Annotated in this window: 14 protein-coding genes and 3 pseudogenes; 12 read left to right on the forward strand and 5 right to left on the reverse strand. The window is 55.8% G+C overall.

Features of this window, described 5'->3' with window-relative positions; all coding sequences use genetic code 11:
• Positions 1-156 precede the first annotated feature (156 nt).
• The 6 genes and pseudogenes from AD665_RS03640 (at position 157) to AD665_RS27670 (ending at position 6,245) form a co-directional block, all read left to right on the forward strand.
• A complete protein-coding gene (locus AD665_RS03640) occupies positions 157-816 on the forward strand; it encodes a carbonic anhydrase (protein ID WP_024778586.1) in 660 nt (219 codons plus the stop codon).
• 362 nt (positions 817-1,178) lie between these two features.
• Entirely contained in the window at positions 1,179-3,164 is a 1,986-nt protein-coding gene (locus tag AD665_RS03645) for a M10 family metallopeptidase C-terminal domain-containing protein (RefSeq protein WP_053190981.1), read from the forward strand.
• A gap of 501 nt (positions 3,165-3,665) precedes the next feature.
• On the forward strand, positions 3,666-4,256 hold the full coding sequence (locus tag AD665_RS03650; RefSeq protein ID WP_053190984.1) for a DUF805 domain-containing protein: 591 nt from the start codon (positions 3,666-3,668) through the stop codon (positions 4,254-4,256).
• Positions 4,257-4,452: 196 nt separating this feature from the next.
• Positions 4,453-4,692 (forward strand): annotated as a pseudogene (locus AD665_RS03655) (tyrosine-type recombinase/integrase); the annotation flags it as partial.
• A gap of 478 nt (positions 4,693-5,170) precedes the next feature.
• Positions 5,171-5,911, forward strand: a complete 741-nt coding sequence (locus tag AD665_RS03660; protein WP_024778583.1) for a COG4705 family protein — start codon at positions 5,171-5,173, stop codon at positions 5,909-5,911.
• 100 nt (positions 5,912-6,011) lie between these two features.
• On the forward strand, positions 6,012-6,245 hold the full coding sequence (locus AD665_RS27670; protein WP_197677813.1) for a hypothetical protein: 234 nt from the start codon (positions 6,012-6,014) through the stop codon (positions 6,243-6,245).
• A gap of 315 nt (positions 6,246-6,560) precedes the next feature.
• On the opposite strand, the gene AD665_RS03665 is transcribed toward AD665_RS27670, so the two are convergent.
• The 4 genes from AD665_RS03665 to AD665_RS03680 form a co-directional block, all read right to left on the reverse strand.
• Positions 6,561-7,937 (reverse strand): ATP-binding protein, encoded by a 1,377-nt coding sequence (locus AD665_RS03665; RefSeq protein WP_053190987.1) that lies wholly within the window; start codon positions 7,935-7,937, stop codon positions 6,561-6,563.
• Entirely contained in the window at positions 7,913-8,578 is a 666-nt protein-coding gene (locus tag AD665_RS03670) for a response regulator (protein WP_024778580.1), read from the reverse strand. Before AD665_RS03670 ends, AD665_RS03665 begins: the two co-directional genes overlap by 25 nt.
• 163 nt (positions 8,579-8,741) lie before the next feature.
• Positions 8,742-9,146, reverse strand: coding sequence for a hypothetical protein (locus AD665_RS03675; protein ID WP_053190989.1), 405 nt, complete (start codon positions 9,144-9,146; stop codon positions 8,742-8,744).
• Positions 9,147-9,175: 29 nt separating this feature from the next.
• Positions 9,176-9,943, reverse strand: coding sequence for a COG4705 family protein (locus AD665_RS03680; protein WP_024778578.1), 768 nt, complete (start codon positions 9,941-9,943; stop codon positions 9,176-9,178).
• A 195-nt stretch (positions 9,944-10,138) separates the two neighbouring features.
• On the opposite strand from AD665_RS03680, the gene AD665_RS03685 reads away from it, so the two are divergent.
• The 5 genes and pseudogenes from AD665_RS03685 to AD665_RS03700 all read left to right on the forward strand — a co-directional run bounded on the left by AD665_RS03685 (position 10,139) and on the right by AD665_RS03700 (position 13,030).
• Complete coding sequence (locus AD665_RS03685; protein WP_024778577.1) at positions 10,139-10,477, forward strand: cupredoxin domain-containing protein; 339 nt, start codon at positions 10,139-10,141, stop codon at positions 10,475-10,477.
• A gap of 16 nt (positions 10,478-10,493) precedes the next feature.
• Positions 10,494-11,339 (forward strand): FTR1 family iron permease, encoded by an 846-nt coding sequence (locus tag AD665_RS03690; RefSeq protein WP_053190992.1) that lies wholly within the window; start codon positions 10,494-10,496, stop codon positions 11,337-11,339.
• Positions 11,340-11,879: 540 nt separating this feature from the next.
• A pseudogene (locus AD665_RS03695) lies at positions 11,880-12,125 on the forward strand (IS5/IS1182 family transposase); the annotation flags it as partial.
• On the forward strand, positions 12,058-12,486 hold the full coding sequence (locus AD665_RS28100; RefSeq protein WP_122319448.1) for an AMP-binding protein: 429 nt from the start codon (positions 12,058-12,060) through the stop codon (positions 12,484-12,486). The pseudogene AD665_RS03695 and the gene AD665_RS28100, both read left to right, overlap by 68 nt.
• Before the next feature lie 100 nt (positions 12,487-12,586).
• Positions 12,587-13,030 carry a PaaI family thioesterase gene (locus AD665_RS03700; protein WP_024778574.1) on the forward strand — a complete coding sequence of 148 codons (444 nt, stop codon included), beginning with the start codon at positions 12,587-12,589 and terminating at the stop codon, positions 13,028-13,030.
• 634 nt (positions 13,031-13,664) lie between these two features.
• On the opposite strand, the gene AD665_RS03705 is transcribed toward AD665_RS03700, so the two are convergent.
• Positions 13,665-13,937 (reverse strand): hypothetical protein, encoded by a 273-nt coding sequence (locus AD665_RS03705; RefSeq protein WP_024778573.1) that lies wholly within the window; start codon positions 13,935-13,937, stop codon positions 13,665-13,667.
• 205 nt (positions 13,938-14,142) lie between these two features.
• On the opposite strand from AD665_RS03705, the pseudogene AD665_RS03710 reads away from it, so the two are divergent.
• Positions 14,143-15,025, forward strand: a pseudogene (locus AD665_RS03710) (hypothetical protein).
• Positions 15,026-15,605 lie beyond the last annotated feature (580 nt).

The following is a 15,605-nucleotide window of genomic DNA, read 5'->3' on the forward strand; positions in this document are numbered from 1 at the left end:
AGCTGACGCTAGCGCTCTGGCGTGGATAGTGTCCACTGTCTCTTTTGGCAGGACGCGACCATTCGTTAGCATCGTCTGCGATAATGGCGATCATAACAGCACAATGGCATATTGAGTGCTTGTGCCAGTATCCGGCATCAGGGTTTGGAGGACTTTATGCGCGACATTATTGACGGCTTTCTGCGCTTTCAGCGCGAGGTTTATCCGCAACGCGTCGAGCTTTTCAAGCAGCTCGCGACGACACAGAATCCGAAGGCGTTATTCGTCACCTGCTCGGACAGTCGTGTAGTGCCCGAACTTCTTACGCAACGCGAGCCGGGTGAGCTGTTCGTGATTCGCAACGCCGGCAACATTGTGCCGTCGTATGGCCCAGAACCCGGCGGCGTTTCGGCAACGGTCGAATATGCGGTGGCAGTGCTTGGCGTACAGGACATTGTGATCTGCGGCCACTCGGACTGCGGAGCGATGGGCGCGATCTCGCGTTGTACGTGTCTGGATCATCTTCCTGCAGTCGCCAGCTGGCTGCGTCACTCGGACGCCGCGAAAGCTATCAACTCTGCCCATGAGTTCGACACACCCCGAGCGAAGCTCGATGGCCTCGTGCGCGAAAACGTGATAGCGCAACTGGCGAACCTGCGTACACATCCATCTGTGGCCCTCGCGCTCGAGCAAGGGCGGATGAATCTGCACGGGTGGGTCTACGACATCGAGGCAGGGTGCATCGATGCGCTTGATGGCGCGACACGCCAGTTCATTCCACTTGCTGATTCGCCTACCACTGTTGCTATTGCTGCGCATAATGGCAGACAAATGTAACGGTGACAGACGAAGGTCGACCAAGCGCCATTATCTCTGTCGGGTAGGGTTCGAAGCGGATTTTCCATATCAGGTGATGGTTGCCATCATCCCAATGAATCAACATTTGAATGTGAGGGAAGAGCTCAAGCAGGCGATTTGAATATATTCGCGCTCAATAGCATTTCAACCAGGTTTTCCGGCCATACCGTATCACTGCTGGTTCTCAGCTCATGGACCGACCACCAGCGATGATCCGCCATGACCTTCTTCTCATGCGCTGTCCACTCAGATCGGGAAAGGACCCTTTGTCTCGTAAAGTGGCAACCAGACTGATCCGTGTCTATTGTTTCGGGCGACTGATAGCTAACGGAGGCATGGACATGGGCCAGAGCATTTCGCCCGCCGCTTCAGCTGTGCGGAACACAGGCATGGTGGTCACGCCCTTATGGGGTTTGGACAAAATCGGAGGTATCACGGTCGATCCGGACGGTGCTATCTGGCTTGGTGCTTATAGTCGGCTCGGACTAGGAGGCGAAGAGGACTCAGGCTTCACCGGCAGCCTGGTCCGGTTCAACGCTAACGGAAGCCTGGACCGCAGCTTCAGTGGAGACGGTAAATCTCTGCTGCCTGTGTCGCTCGATATCGAGGACGGCGGTAATGCCGCGGTGCAGCCGGGAGGCGGGTACCTGGTGACGCATTACGTGAAAGTTGGCGATGCCTGGGTGTCGGGCATAAGTCGTACCTTGGCTGACGGCAGCCTCGATACGAGTTTCGGGAACGGAGGCACCGCGACAGTGCCTTTCTACTGGAATGACTTTCTAAGCCAACAAGCGTCGTTCTCTGTACAAACCGACGGCAGCTTTTTCGCAAGCGCTGGGTATCCCTCCGGGGAGATCCATATCGCCCGCTTCGACGCGACGGGGACCTTGGTCTCGTCTTTCGCAGAGGGCGGGATCCTGGACCTGCCGGCGTCCGTCGGCATTCACCCCGCCAGCATGATCGACGTTTCGCTGCAGCAAGACGGAAAGGTATTGGTCACGGGGCGAGATACCCTGACCCGCCTCAACCAGGACGGTACTCTGGATAGCAGCTTTGCGAACGGGGGCAGCTTGGCCCTGGAGGTTCATGCAAACGCCCTCGTCATCCAGGACGACGGCAAAATCCTCCTGGCGGGCGCCTCGGGTGGCGTGGCGACCGTGATCCGGCTCAACGCCGACGGCTCGCTCGACACCGATTTCGGTCATCAGGGGCAGGTCAGTTGGGGCTCGGAAAGCGCTCCTTTCTCAGTCGCCGACATGATCGTGCTGGCCGACGGCAAGCTGTTGATTGGCGGAAGCCAGGGTACGGGCGCGGACGGCTATCTGGCTGCCTTGGTTCAGTTGAACGCCGACGGCAGCCTGGACCACAGCTTTGGCAATCCCGACGACGGCTATCACCACCTTGACGGTGGCAACGATGATGACTTCTTGCTGGGTACCGCCTCGTTCGACGATGCGATCCTTGGCGGGGCCGGTAACGATCTGCTCGATGGCCAGCAAGGTCGTGACCTGCTGACGGGCGGTGCCGGGACCGATACGTTCCGTTACCAGTCAATTACAGACAGTTACCGAACCGCAACGGCGGCCCATAGCGACCGAATCACCGACTTCGACCCCAGCACCGATACCATCGAGCTCTCCTCCCTGGGCTTCCTCGGGCTGGGCAATGGACATGACGGAACGCTGGCGATACGAGTCAATGAAAGCGGGACGCGGACCTACCTCAAAAGCTTCGATGCCAGCGCGAATGGGGAGCGCTTCGAACTGGTCTTCGACGGTGACTTGGGCCAAACGCTGAATGAAACCAACCTTCTGTTTCAGCAGGCCAGCTTGATGGGCACCGAAGAGGCCGATCGTCTACAAGGCAACGCTCGAGGTGAAATCATCGAGGGATTGGCGGGCGATGATCGTCTTCATGGAGCGCTAGGGAACGACATCTTGGTTGGCGGGGAGGGCTGGGACCTGTTGGTGGGCGGCGGCAACAACGATGTGTTCCGCTTCGACGCACTGAGCGACAGCTACCGTACCGCCACCGAAAACCACACCGATCGGCTGATTGACTATACCGCGGGCGAAGACAGGATCGATTTGTCCGCCTTGGGCTTTACGCAGCTGGGAAATGGTTACAACGGCACGTTGGACGTGGTGTTCAATGAAGCCAAGAACCTGACGTACTTGAAGAACTACGAAACCGACGCCCATGGGGCTCGATTCGAATTGAGCTTGGTAGGGGACCACTCCGGTTACCGGAACCTGGACATCATCTTCGCCGAGCCCTCGGGGGATGAGGTCTTTCAACTGATCGGAGTGGCGGACCTCTGGGTGTAGGACCCTTTTCGGATGTTTTTGGGGGCGGCGATACTACGTCAGTAAGCGTCTTCGTCAACAACAATCGGTCAGCGGGACAGGCTGCTTCTGGCCGATTGTGTTGAAAAAGTTGCTTTGCCGAAACGGTCTCATCGCTGATCAGTGAAAACGCCTTTTTTGCACGAACCTACGTGAAATCGGAGTCCGGATGCCTCCGCTCAAAGTAAAGATTTCAATCTCACGCGCGTACTTTTCTACCGAGGAAACCATGGCCGACTTTTTCAACAGAATCGGCCAGAAGCCGTCGTTCAGAGTAGGGACATGACCCACCTTGTTACTAGCGGCAAAACACTTCATAAGGTGTGCTGCGCGCACCATGCGACAGACCCACACATGCTGTGGTGCACAGCCCCCCTTACACGATAGCGTTTTCTCTTGAGTTTGATGCCGGCCTTCGATTAGATACGAGGCGTAAACGTTGTGACGTGAATAGCACAATCAAACACAAGGGAATAGCACTAAATGGCAAGGATAGAACCCGTTTTCGGCGGCATCAGCAGCGAAATCGAAAACCCATACCAACCGGGCGACGCCCAACTGATTGACGACGACGTTGTCACGTTTTCAAAACCCAGGATTCTTGATTTTTCCGGGCGTATTTCTCTGGCGCGCTTCTGGCTGATTCGTGTGCCCTTGGTGCTGGTTCTTCCGTGCATTTTGCTGGCGTTCTTTATGGTGGGGTTGCGCCATCAACTGGAGGTTTTGCTGATAGTCGGTGTCACCGTTGTCGTTCCTGCCATCCTGCTCGACGTGTCTCTACTGGTACGCAGGGCACGAGATCTAGGCTGGAGTCCGGTATGGGCAATTCTCCACGTGTTCCCTGTTATCGGCTTTGTGATAACGCTTCCGCTCATCATGCTTCCGGGGCGTAAAGCGATTAATAAATACGGCCCGCCCAATCCACCTCTCTCGACGTTGGTAAAGCTACTTACCGCGCTGTTGGTGGTGCTGGCGCTTGTAACTACAACCGTGCTAATTGCGTATTTTCCCCAATACCACCCACAAGCAATCTACGAGTGGTTCGCTCATGCATTGGTTCAGGCATATCGTTAGCGTACGCGAAGTCCATGCTTCGCCTCATTGCGCGGCGCCAAGTGCTCAGGTGCCTTTGTAGAGAGCGCTTGCGCGCACCACGCGATAGCCCTGCGTACGCCGCGGTGATGTCCATTGGGAAAAGAGAACAGATTTATTTCTCTGCTCTAAACGTCCGCTCTTGGTCGGTTAGCGACCACTGCTCTGGCTAGCTCTTCTATCGACTCGTCAATACGCTCGTATCGTCAAAGGCTGGGTGAAAGCCATTGGCTTTGATCCAGCCATGTATGGCACGCACACAATGAGACGTACGAAGGCATCACTGATCTATCGTAGGACGAAGAACCTGCGGGCGGTTCAACTGCTGCTCGGCCATACGAAGTTGGAGAGCACCGTTCGATGTCTGGGGATTGACGTCGATGATGCCCTGGAAATGGCGGAACAGACCGAGGTTTGACCATGTATAGCGACGGTCGAAGTCAGACCGTCGCTAACCGCCCATTTTCTGCCGGTCAGACTAAAGCGTTCGCCGGTCAAGTCGAATGCAAACAATTGGTCAGTAATTGTGCAGCCGGGTACTCAAGTCCGCCCAATTACGCTCGTGCTGGCTGCACGTTTGAATACGTAAATAATCCTGAAATCCACACAGCTCTAGAACTTGCTGGATTAACAGCAAGCCCTTGACGACGTTTCTTCAGCCGCAGCAGCCGATAAATGAATATGATTTCTATTCGGCTTTGACGGTTTTTTGACCTTTGCCAGCGCATCCTGCGCCCGCCACTCACATCGCGTTACAGCTTGCCCGTTGCCCTCCCGGCCGTTACCTGAATCAGCGCGGCAGTACGGATTGAAAGTTGACGACAGGCTGGCTAGACGCCGTGCCCACACTCCTTGTGCCTTTAGGAATCTCCACCCCCATGAGCAGCAATATCAGTCTGAACAAACTGCCGGAAATCACTCTCGCCTTCTGGGTCATGAAAATCTGTGCCACCACCCTCGGCGAAACGGCCGGCGATCTGCTGTCGATGACCCTGAATGTGGGCTACGCCATGAGCTCGCTGATCCTGATCAGCGCCTTCCTGGTCACGCTTGGTCTGCAGCTGTTTTCCAAGAGCCATAACCCGGTGCTGTACTGGATCGTGATTCTCTCCACCAGTACCGCCGGCACCACCATGTCGGACTTTATGGATCGCACCCTGGGCCTGGGCTATGCCTCGGGCTCGCTGATTCTGATCAGCTTGCTGATTGCGATTTTTGCCGTCTGGCGCCTGAGCGAAAAAAGCCTGTCGGTGGACAGCATCCACACCACCAAGGGCGAGCTGTTCTACTGGACTGCCATCCTGATATCCAACACCCTCGGCACGGCGCTGGGCGACTATCTGGCGGATGACTCCGGCCTGGGCTTTGCCGGTGGCGCGCTGCTGATCGGTTCGGCGATTGCCGCCGTGGTGCTGGCCAAGTTCTACACCCGGATTTCCGGCGTACTGCTGTTCTGGGTGGCGTTTGTCCTGACCCGGCCGTTCGGTGCGACCCTCGGCGATTTCCTGACCAAGTCGCATGAAAAAGGTGGCCTGGACTTTGGCACCATCGGTTCCTCGCTGGTGCTGGCTGCGGTGCTGGTCGTACTGGTGGCCTTCGCTGCCAAGGCCCGCCGCGTCGAAGAAGTCTACGGTTAAGCCGCCATCCCTTTTGTGCTGCAGCCTGTGGCTCTGTCACAGGCGCGCCCCATCAACGCCATGCCTGAACACGCCGAGGCGCGAACGCTATTACTGGGTGGTGATTCTGTTTACTTTCGCCCTTGGCACCGCCGCCGGTGACTGGGTGGCAGGAAACATGGAGATCGGCTCCACCAACGCGGCCTGGCTGTTTGGCGGATTGATTGCCATCACCGCCGTGGCGCACTACCTGGTCAAGGGCAGTCAGCCACTGCGTATCAAACCTGAGCGAGCCCGCGCCTTTCGTACTGGACGCGCCAGTGCTGTCGGTACACGTGTTAGGGGGGAGCTCTGACGGATGCCTAGTCAATGCTGTTGCCTGGCAGCCTCGTCTCCGGGGTTACCAGTGCTCACTGACTGGCGTGTTTCATGCGTTCTGAGTCGGTTGAGTTTTTGGTATGGCATGCGTCCTGGTAGAGGCTGATGCCCATCGAGTAAGCGTTAAAAAATTCGCCACCTGCAGAGGTTATGAATCTCCGCAGGTGGAGTAGGTGCAATGCATAGTTTCTTACAGGTGCCCGATACTGAATGTCACGTCGGTCGGACATACGAAGGCCTCAGCCTGATGACCAGTCTGGGGCCATTCATTGCGAACTATCCGTTGAAAAATTTAGCTGGGCTCTTGCGTCCATGACGGCTGCTCCACACACAACCACACCGAGACGCATAATCCTCGGCCCTGCAGCTTATCCGTGAACCCGAGGTGAACCCTCGCCCCAATACGCTCCGCAATCGCCTTGACGATGGAAAGTCCCAATCCAGAGCCGACTTCCCGGCTCCCCAGGCAGCGATAGAACGGATCAAACACCCGCTCTTGCTCCTCGACCGAAATGCCAGGTCCAGAGTCCTTGACTTGCAATAGTGTTGCGCCCTCTTCAGTGGTCACCGACAGGTCTATTCGCCCTCCTGGTGGTGTGTAACGAATCGAGTTCTCCACCAGATTCTTGACTAGGGTGATCAGGTCCATTTCATTGATGAGCACCTGTACGTCCTGTGCACCTTCAACGCCGATGTCGATGTGTTTGAGTTCAGCCAACGGCAGCAAATCCTCAAGCACCCGCCGGTAGACTTCATGCACTGACACCGTTGACGTCGGCAAACTTGTGAGAGATTGCGCTGAGGCCAGGGTGAGCAGTTGATCGATCAGCTTTCTGCCGCGCTCGATGCCCTGACGTAATGGCAGCAGACGTTCTCGCGCTATATCTGGCATCTCGGTGGTGACCAGTCGTTCGGCTTGCAAGGAAAGCGCTGTCATGGGGGATCGAAGTTCGTGGGCTGCATCGGCGATGAAGCGGCGCTGTGTTTCCATGGCCAGCGCCACGCGCTTGAGCAGTCGATTGATCGCTACGACAAAAGGCCGGACCTCGGTCGGCAGATGGCGCTCGTCAATCGGGTGCAGCGCCTGCTCGGCGCGCTCATCAATTTCACCGCTGATCTCAGCGATCGGGCGGAACAGCTTGTGTACCAGATCGCTAACCACCAGGAGCAGGACGGGAAGCAGAATCAAGAACGGCAACACACTGCGCAAGGCACTCGCGCGGGCATCCTTATCGCGAATGTCATTTTCTTGGGCGACGACGATGCGCTCGCCCCGCGTGGTTGTCCGGACCAGCACGCGAAACACCTCGCCGTGAATAGTTACAGTCGACAGGCCGTCGGCAAGCGTGGTCGGAAACGGCAGCGGTGTCACGGCATCATCAGTACCCTGCGCCTTGCTACCATCGGCCAAGTACTGAACGATGACTCGGGAGTCCTCATCGCGCTCATCGGCACTTAGCTGTTCGGGATACTTGAATTCCATCTGTTGCCGATCAAGCAGAACGGCCACCTGACGCAGGGTATCGTCCTGCATTTTGTGGGCTTCGGCGAATGCCGAAACGAAGGCGAAAATGCCTGCCACGACGGCAACAAGCAGAATGGCTAGCGACAGGGATATGGACAGCCTGAGTTGTATCGACTCACTCAGGCGCTTTTTGAAACCATCCATCCCACACCTCTAACGTTCTTAATGACATGGCTACCCAGCTTGCGCCGCAACGCATGAATCAGAAACTCCACGGCGTTGCTTTCCACTTCATTGCCCCAGCCATAGATGCGGTCTTCGAGATCGCCGCGCGAAAGAATCGCTCCAGGTCGGATCAACAACGCCTGCAGCAACGCGAATTCGCGGCTGGAGAGCAAAATTCCCGAATTTTCCTCGGTGCTGGCTTCTTTTGTGAGCAGATCCAGCGAGACCACGCCGTTGCCGAGTATGGATAGCGCACTGCCACCCTTGCGGCGCAGCACGGCGCGCATGCGGGCCAACAATTCGGCCATTTCGAAGGGTTTGAGCAGGTAGTCGTCTGCACCGCCATCGAGGCCGCGCAACCGATCGTCGAGGCTGTCGCGTGCGGTAATAATGAGCAAGGGCACAGGATTATTCTTGCCACGGACGCCGCTCAGCACTGTCAGGCCGTCCTTGCCGGGCAGACCAAGGTCGAGCAGTACTAGGTCATAGTGTTGGGTGTCCAGTGCGGCCAAAGCCGTTAGGCCGTTCTGTACCCAGTCAACGGCGTAGCTCGCATCCTGCAGTACGCCTTGAATCGCATCGCCAATCATCGGGTCGTCTTCGACCAGCAATATCCGCATTTCCTGCTCCGGCATCATTCTCCGCTACCAGAATGCATGAGGCGCGGCACCTTGCCGAGAGTCTTATCGGCAATGAGCGTCGCGCCTGCAGTGAATCACTTGTTCCAATGTTCGCGAAGCCATTTATCCCTGTTCAGCATCAGTGCGGCTTTGCGTCCTCGGTTCAAGTCTTGGCTTTCATTGAATCAAAGGCTTTCAACAGATCATCCATGGTGGTCTTGCATTTGGCTTGGTCAGGGCTCTTGGCGCGCAAGGCGGAGAGCGCGTGATCGATATCCTTGTCCAGGACATGCCAGTCACTGGCGGCGCGAGGTTTGATGCCGGCTTCGGCGGAGTCCCATGCCGATTCAAGATCCTTGATTCGGGCTTTGGCAGCGGGTAGATCGTTTTTCTCGACGAGTCCGGCGACGTCTACCGCGATACTGTGAAACTCCGTCAAGTCACCCAGTTTTGAGGCCTCTCCCGGGACACGATCGTCGCCGGGGTTAGAGCAGCCTGCCGCGAGGCTGAGTAGAAAAATCGACGCGATGATGGTCGTGTGCCGAATGATGTTGTGCAAATAACGCATGACGACTCCTTGAAAGGTTATTGAGCGTGTTAGTTAGTTACTGGCTTCTGATTACCGACACTGAGTTGCGCGACGGCGACGAGCATGACGATGACGCAGAGGAAAATGGCGCTGGTCCACGTGGCACCCATGCCAAGGCCACCATAGGTTTTGGCCTGGGTCAGCAAGTCGCCGAGCGAGGCGCCGAAGGGGCGGGTCAGGATGTAGGCGATCCAGAAGGTCAGCACCACATTGCCGCTCACCCGCCAGGCTGCGAAGGTGATGGCGATCAGTGCGCCGAAAATAACCGTGCCCCAGGCAAAGCCTAAGCCCAGTGCTTCAGTGGCCAGGTCACCGGCAGCCGTGCCGAGAGCAAAGGTGCAGAGCACAGTTGTCCAATAGAACAACTCTCGCCGGGGAGTGTCGACTTCACGGATGGACAGGTTTCGCTCGACCCGATACCAGACAAAGAAGTTGATCGCTAGAAACACTGAAAACACCGCCGTACTGGTGTAGAGGCTGACGTCCAGTACGTCGGTGAGAATGTCCGTGATCAGGGTCCCGACGATGCTCACCAGCACTACGGTCAGCCAGTAAATCCAAGGGGTGTAGGCTTTGCCTCGCATTTGCCAGAGCAGGGCTATCCCCAGCAGGAGTGCCATGCAGGCACTGGTCCAGCCGATGCCGAAACCTACATCGACGGCAAGAAAATCGGCACCGGTTTCGCCCACGGTGGTGGACATGATTTTGATCACCCAGAAGGCCAGCGTGACCTCGGGGACTTTGTTTAGCCAGTTGGCTTTTGATAGCGCTTGCATGTTGATTGTTCCTCCAGAACAGCGCTTCGATGGGCGCAGAGTGGAGGTTATGCGGTGAAACTTAGCTGGAACTGAGGCGCGCGAAATTTCTCAGTAGCGGCACCAGTGCCTGATAAGAAACTCAGCGATCACAACAAAATTTTTACACCTAAGCGTTCATATTTCACTCATCGCAAGCAAATAGGAATTACTCGTATGAATTTTCTCATTACTCCATCGGTGGCTGTGCTGATGCTCGTCTCCACTGTCGCGATGGCTCAATCGGCAAACGACACGGCTATTGAACTGTCAGTCCGAGAGCACAAATTCACTCCGGCGCCGCTCACGATCCCGGCAGACACCAAGGTCAAGATCACCCTGCACAACCTGGACAGCACCACTGCTGAATTCATCAGCGATGACTTCAAAGGCGGCAAATTGGTAGCTGGCGGGAAGACTGCCAGCTTCTTCATCGGCCCGTTGAAGTCAGGTACTTACGAGTTTCACGACGAGTACCATGAAGCGGCTTCGAAAACCCAGTTGATCGTCAAGTAGCCAAGACGGAGCCCCCATGTTATCGACGGCACTGATCGTTTTTCGCGAAATCCTTGAAGCAGCACTGGTGGTTTCCATTGTTATGGCGGCGACCAAAGGTGTACCTCGCCGGGGGGTCTGGATTTCCGCTGGGCTTTTCGCGGGTGTGCTCGGCGCTTGCCTGATCGCGGTATTTGCCGATGAGATCAGCGAGTGGGCGTCAGGTATGGGCCAAGAGCTATTCAATGCTTCGGTAATGCTGATTGCCGTCCTTATGCTGGCCTGGCACAGCATCTGGATGGGCAGGCATGGGCGTGAATTATCACTGCAATTGAATGACCTTGGACAAGCCGTAGCACGCGGTCAGAAACCACTGACCGGCCTCGCCATCGTGGTCGGTGTAGCTGTCTTGCGAGAAGGTTCGGAAACAGTGTTGTTTCTCTACGGCATTGCAGCGGGTGACCCAGGGCAAACAGGGCAGATGCTCGCAGGTGGCTTAATCGGGATTGCTGGCGGTGTCATTGCAGGGGCGACCATCTACTTTGGCCTGTTGCGAATCGCGATGCGTCACTTGTTCAAGGTGACCAATAGTTTAATTATTCTGCTTGCTGCAGGTATGGCCAGCCAGGGTGTGGGCTTTCTGGTGGCGGCGGACTGGTTGCCCGCGTTTGGCGATACCGTATGGGACAGCTCCTGGTTGCTGACTGACAACAGTATCCTCGGCAAGATGCTCCACACCTTGGTGGGCTACACCGCTCAACCCGCCGGGATTCAGGTGCTGGCTTACGTTATAACCATCTGCAGCATACTGCTGTTGATGCGTTTTTTCGGCCAGCCAAGTCAGGTCGCCCGCACGGAAAGCCTAAGCCAGAGCGCTGCCTGATTTACTCAGGCGCTCAAACTCAGCAAAAGGTCTTAAAGAATGACAACCTGTCTGAGCTTTTTGCAGGGTTATCGAGATAAGTTTGCACTAAGCGTTCGAACCGATCAGCGAGGACATTGAACCTACGCCATGGCGAGTATTGAGCAGGGCTGACAGGGCTGACATCGGAGGGAGTTCCTTTTGAGTTACGCCAGGCGCATCACGGGCGCCAAATCGGTTCAGTCTTCTCTGAGGACTAGGGCAGTCAGTGGCGTAGTGGAATAGGTTGTGGATGGAGCCGGGTGCGAGCAAAAAAATAAAATAGTAAGCAAAAGGGCCGCTGCCCTGAATTAGGTTGCGGCCCTTATTTTTAATGTCGAGTTTGGCGGTTTTGCTGTTTGGATAACTAGGCTCTGTACGAAATCCCGAGAAACCCAATTGGCGCTCCTTGCACGCTGAGATTTTGTAGAGTCACCCGCCATCAGCGGAAAGGAATTCTGTGATGGCAAAGCGTTTGAGGCCTGGGATGTGGTCTCCGATCTCTTCATCGAAACTCATGGCCGGGGGCGAATGCAGCCCGTCATCCCGCTGCGCTCAATGAAGCGCAAGCCCAAGCCTGGTTTACCCAGACTGTTTGATCGGCCCAAGTACCGACAGCGCAACATCATCGAGCGCATGTTTGGCTGGCTGAAAGAGAACCGTCGGATCGTGACACGCTTCGACAAACTCGCAAAAAGTTATGCCGCCATGGTCTCACTCGCATGCTCCATGCGGTGTTTGCGACATCTCTTTTCGTACAGAGCCTAAGGCACTTGAGCGAGAATCTGATATAGAACTGGATCTGAGCACTTGGCAAGTCGCATTCAATGGTGCCGAGCCAATTCGTAACGATACCATGAGTGAGTTTCAGGCTGCTTTCCAGCGATTCGGTTTCAGCAGAGAGGCTGTTTATCCCTGTTATGGCTTGGCCGAATGCACGTTACAAGCGTCAGGAGGCGTCAAGGGAAAAGGCCCGATTACACTGAAAGTTGACAGGCAGGCGCTGCGTGATGGAAAGATTCTGCCAACGGATACCGCACCCTGCCAAACATTGGTGGGGTCGGGTAAAGCGTTGCCGGGAACACGTATAGAAATTGTTGATCCGCTAACCCGAAAAGCACGCAGGTAAGGTTATGCGCAATGCAATACGCACTCAATACATTGATAAAAAACTCGAGCGATGGCTTGGTTAGTGTCGTTCACACATGCAGACTATAAGGATGAATGCCATGGAAGATTTCGCTGCAAGCAATCCCGACTTTGATAAGCACGTCCAAGGAGCGGTACTCAGTATGCCAGCGGCAAAATTACTGGGATTTCATTACAATTACCTGAAGCCAGGTCATCGTGAAATAGAACAGCCAACGCGCAAAGAACTCACTCAGCATAACGGCTACTTTCAAGGTGGTATCATCGGAGCGTTGGCTGATTTTGCCGGAGGTTCGGCCGCCGGAACCTTGCTGCCACCTGGCTGGATAAATATGACTACAGATTTCACTGTCAAACTAATTGCCCCGGCAGAGGGTGAAAAGCTACTAGCCAGGGGACGTGTCATCAATGCATCGAACAACACTACGGTTGCCGCTGCCGATTTGTTTGCCGTGAAACAAGGCAAGGAAACCCTTTGCGCCACCGCTCTGGTGACTATGCGAAATATTCCCCTCAAAGCATGAAGGTAGATCTGACCGCTAATTATATAGCGGCGGACACACCTGAAAATCCGGACGCCGACAGTGCTCCCGTGGGCATTGTCGGTGATCTCCTTAAGGCGCTGGCAGCACCTTCGAGAACCAGTAAATCTCATTCCAAACATCGTTTTCATTTTGAAGCCTGGCCATCAAATCAGATTTCTGTCGATCTATTTAAAGCTAGTACCAAGCCTTCAGGTTTTTGCATGCCTTGATAGTGAGTCGACCCTGATTCGTAGATACGACCGAATGTCTGCTTCTGGCCGATTCTGTTGAAAAAGTCGGCCATGGTTTCCTCGGTAGAAAAGTACGCGCGTGAGATTGAAATCTTTACTTTGAGCGGAGGCATCCGGACTCCGATTTCACGTAGGTTCGTGCAAAAAAGGCGTTTTCACTGATCAGCGATGAGACCGTTTCGGCAAAGCGACTTTTTCAACAGAATCGGCCGAAAGCAGCCTTCCGGGTTGTGAGTGTTGATGGCAGTCTTCGGTCACGCCTGATCACTGACATGTTTGATAAAACCGATGCCGTAGTAAGGCTTGAGGATGCGAACGGGTGAGCCTGTCTGTGCAATCCTCCGGGAGGAAAAAACGGGCACTCTCAAGCGCCCGTCGTTCTATCAACTTTCAAGCTGCGCCTGAAGTCCTCGACCAATCACCTCCAACAAATCACACCCATCGCGCAACGGAATGACCAATAATTGCGCAAAATCCGAAAGCACCACCGTATCGCTGGCAATCTCGGATCGGAACGCTATGTTCTCCAATACCTGAGTCACCACTCGAATGCGGTAATCAGCGGTTGCGTGCAGAACGTCAAGCGGTGCTTGGGTATCGATGAGTAGAGAGGCGGGGGTACAGTCGATGCCGGTGATGGGGATGTATCTCTGCATGGGATTGCTCCAATTTTTAAAGGGCTATCCGATACGCAGGTCGCCAAACCTGATCGCCCTCTTGGGCGACGGGAAAGACTATAGATTTGCGCGCTCAAACCGGACAAGGTGAGAGATTCCGAGAGCATCGTAGGAATCGTGAGAGTTCTGCGCGGAAACGGACCAACGTTTCAGGATTTCGTAGAACAGTGGGAGGGAGTTCTGCATGTTGATCGGCCACCGCTTCGAGCGCACCGCCCAGGATGACCTGCGCATCCACTCGCACAATCGGGTGCAGAGTATCGCCGTCGGCTGGCCTGGATCCGCTGTCTTCATTGCTCATCGTTCTCGGGCTGCTGCTGATTCCGGCACTTGGCCTGATGCTGATGGTTTACACCGGTATCCGCGAGAGCTTGGTGTTGTCGCGCGTGGACGGTAAAGGCAAGCGCCTGACCCGGAACTTTTTTGGACGTCGCGAGCGTGTGCAGTCGGTATTCAGAATCGATGCCGTCAAATACCTTGCGCTTCGTCGTCTTCCGCAGGCTGAGCAAGCCGGAGCCCAGCTGTGGCTGGTGATGCGCGACGGCACCGAGCATCGCTTGACCACCGATAACGTTCCGATAGTGCCGGGCAGTCAACGCACCGACATGTGGCTGCGTGAGCTGGCCGACTACCTGAACGTGGCGGTGCCTACCGAGGTGGTCGGTGCTTCGGCGGTGGCTGCGAAGGCCGCCTACAGGCCGGCTCCAGCGACTACCAGCGGCAAGGCGGTGAGGGAAGCCAGGCGGCGCAGAGGGGGAGGGCGCGCGACTGCGTCCGAATCGAGCGCGAAGCTTGGTATGCCTGCGCGTACCTTGCTCATGCTGTTGGGTACCTTCCTCGCGGTGCTGGAGCTGATTAACCTGGTCGCATTGGTGCCGTCTGTGTTTACCGGACGGCTGCACGCCAGTGGTTTTCGAATCGGCTCGACGATTTTCTACTGGGCCGAGCAACCGCTGACCTTTTCCTTCAACTTGCTGATGGGTGTGGCCGAGGTGTTGATCATTGGAGCCATCGCCTGGGGTTGCCTGCGCATGGCGTTTCGGGGGCGGATGGGTTCCTTTCCCTGAGGGAGCCGGTTCGGCAGAGGCGGCCCATCTGGTGGGCCGCCGTTTCCAAAGGTTAAATATCCATCTCGCGAACTTTGTCCCAGGCCCATTCGGCAAGCCTGCGAAAGACCTCACGCAAAGCTTTCCAGAGAAGGACGAGGACAATCTTTTTCAGCCAATCAGGTGGCTTCCGCAATCCGCTCATTACAGGTCCTCTGTAGTTGAGTGCATGTTTGCGGGCGTTTTCTGCCTATGTGATTTGGCATTATCGGTAGCGTGACTCATGGGATGAGCCAGGCACCTGTCTGCCGTCATGTGCTTCGCTGAGACCCAAGCTCCAGTGCTTTCAGGTCGAGCTTCATGAAGCGGCATCAGTCGCACAAATCCTATGTGCGTTCTGAGCGGATTGGGCACCTTGATTATCGGTGCGGATATTGGGGCTGCCACCTGCCCGACGTTGAAAGCGTCTTGCAAGCACCGTATTGGCTGTCCGCCGTGAGACGTAACAGGCGCTGGTAACGAGGCTCTCTCGAGGTAGAGCTCATTCCAGAAAAACCTGGCCTGGATCTGCCAGGTGCCCTCGCGATCATGAGCGACGGGG

The organism is Pseudomonas corrugata, assembly GCF_001269905.1.
In the GTDB taxonomy this organism is placed as follows: domain Bacteria; phylum Pseudomonadota; class Gammaproteobacteria; order Pseudomonadales; family Pseudomonadaceae; genus Aquipseudomonas; species Aquipseudomonas corrugata.

Bases quoted from the DNA above. Each gene is read 5' to 3' on its own strand.
- AD665_RS03640 (WP_024778586.1), top strand. From the start codon at position 157: ATGCGCGACATTATTGACGGCTTTCTGCGCTTTCAGCGCGAGGTTTAT.
- AD665_RS03645 (WP_053190981.1), top strand. From the start codon at position 1,179: ATGGGCCAGAGCATTTCGCCCGCCGCTTCAGCTGTGCGGAACACAGGC.
- AD665_RS03650 (WP_053190984.1), top strand. From the start codon at position 3,666: ATGGCAAGGATAGAACCCGTTTTCGGCGGCATCAGCAGCGAAATCGAA.
- AD665_RS03665 (WP_053190987.1), bottom strand. From the start codon at position 7,937: ATGGATGGTTTCAAAAAGCGCCTGAGTGAGTCGATACAACTCAGGCTG.
- AD665_RS03670 (WP_024778580.1), bottom strand. From the start codon at position 8,578: ATGCGGATATTGCTGGTCGAAGACGACCCGATGATTGGCGATGCGATT.
- AD665_RS03675 (WP_053190989.1), bottom strand. From the start codon at position 9,146: ATGCGTTATTTGCACAACATCATTCGGCACACGACCATCATCGCGTCG.
- AD665_RS03680 (WP_024778578.1), bottom strand. From the start codon at position 9,943: ATGCAAGCGCTATCAAAAGCCAACTGGCTAAACAAAGTCCCCGAGGTC.
- AD665_RS03685 (WP_024778577.1), top strand. From the start codon at position 10,139: ATGAATTTTCTCATTACTCCATCGGTGGCTGTGCTGATGCTCGTCTCC.
- AD665_RS03690 (WP_053190992.1), top strand. From the start codon at position 10,494: ATGTTATCGACGGCACTGATCGTTTTTCGCGAAATCCTTGAAGCAGCA.
- AD665_RS28100 (WP_122319448.1), top strand. From the start codon at position 12,058: ATGCCGCCATGGTCTCACTCGCATGCTCCATGCGGTGTTTGCGACATC.
- AD665_RS03700 (WP_024778574.1), top strand. From the start codon at position 12,587: ATGGAAGATTTCGCTGCAAGCAATCCCGACTTTGATAAGCACGTCCAA.
- AD665_RS03705 (WP_024778573.1), bottom strand. From the start codon at position 13,937: ATGCAGAGATACATCCCCATCACCGGCATCGACTGTACCCCCGCCTCT.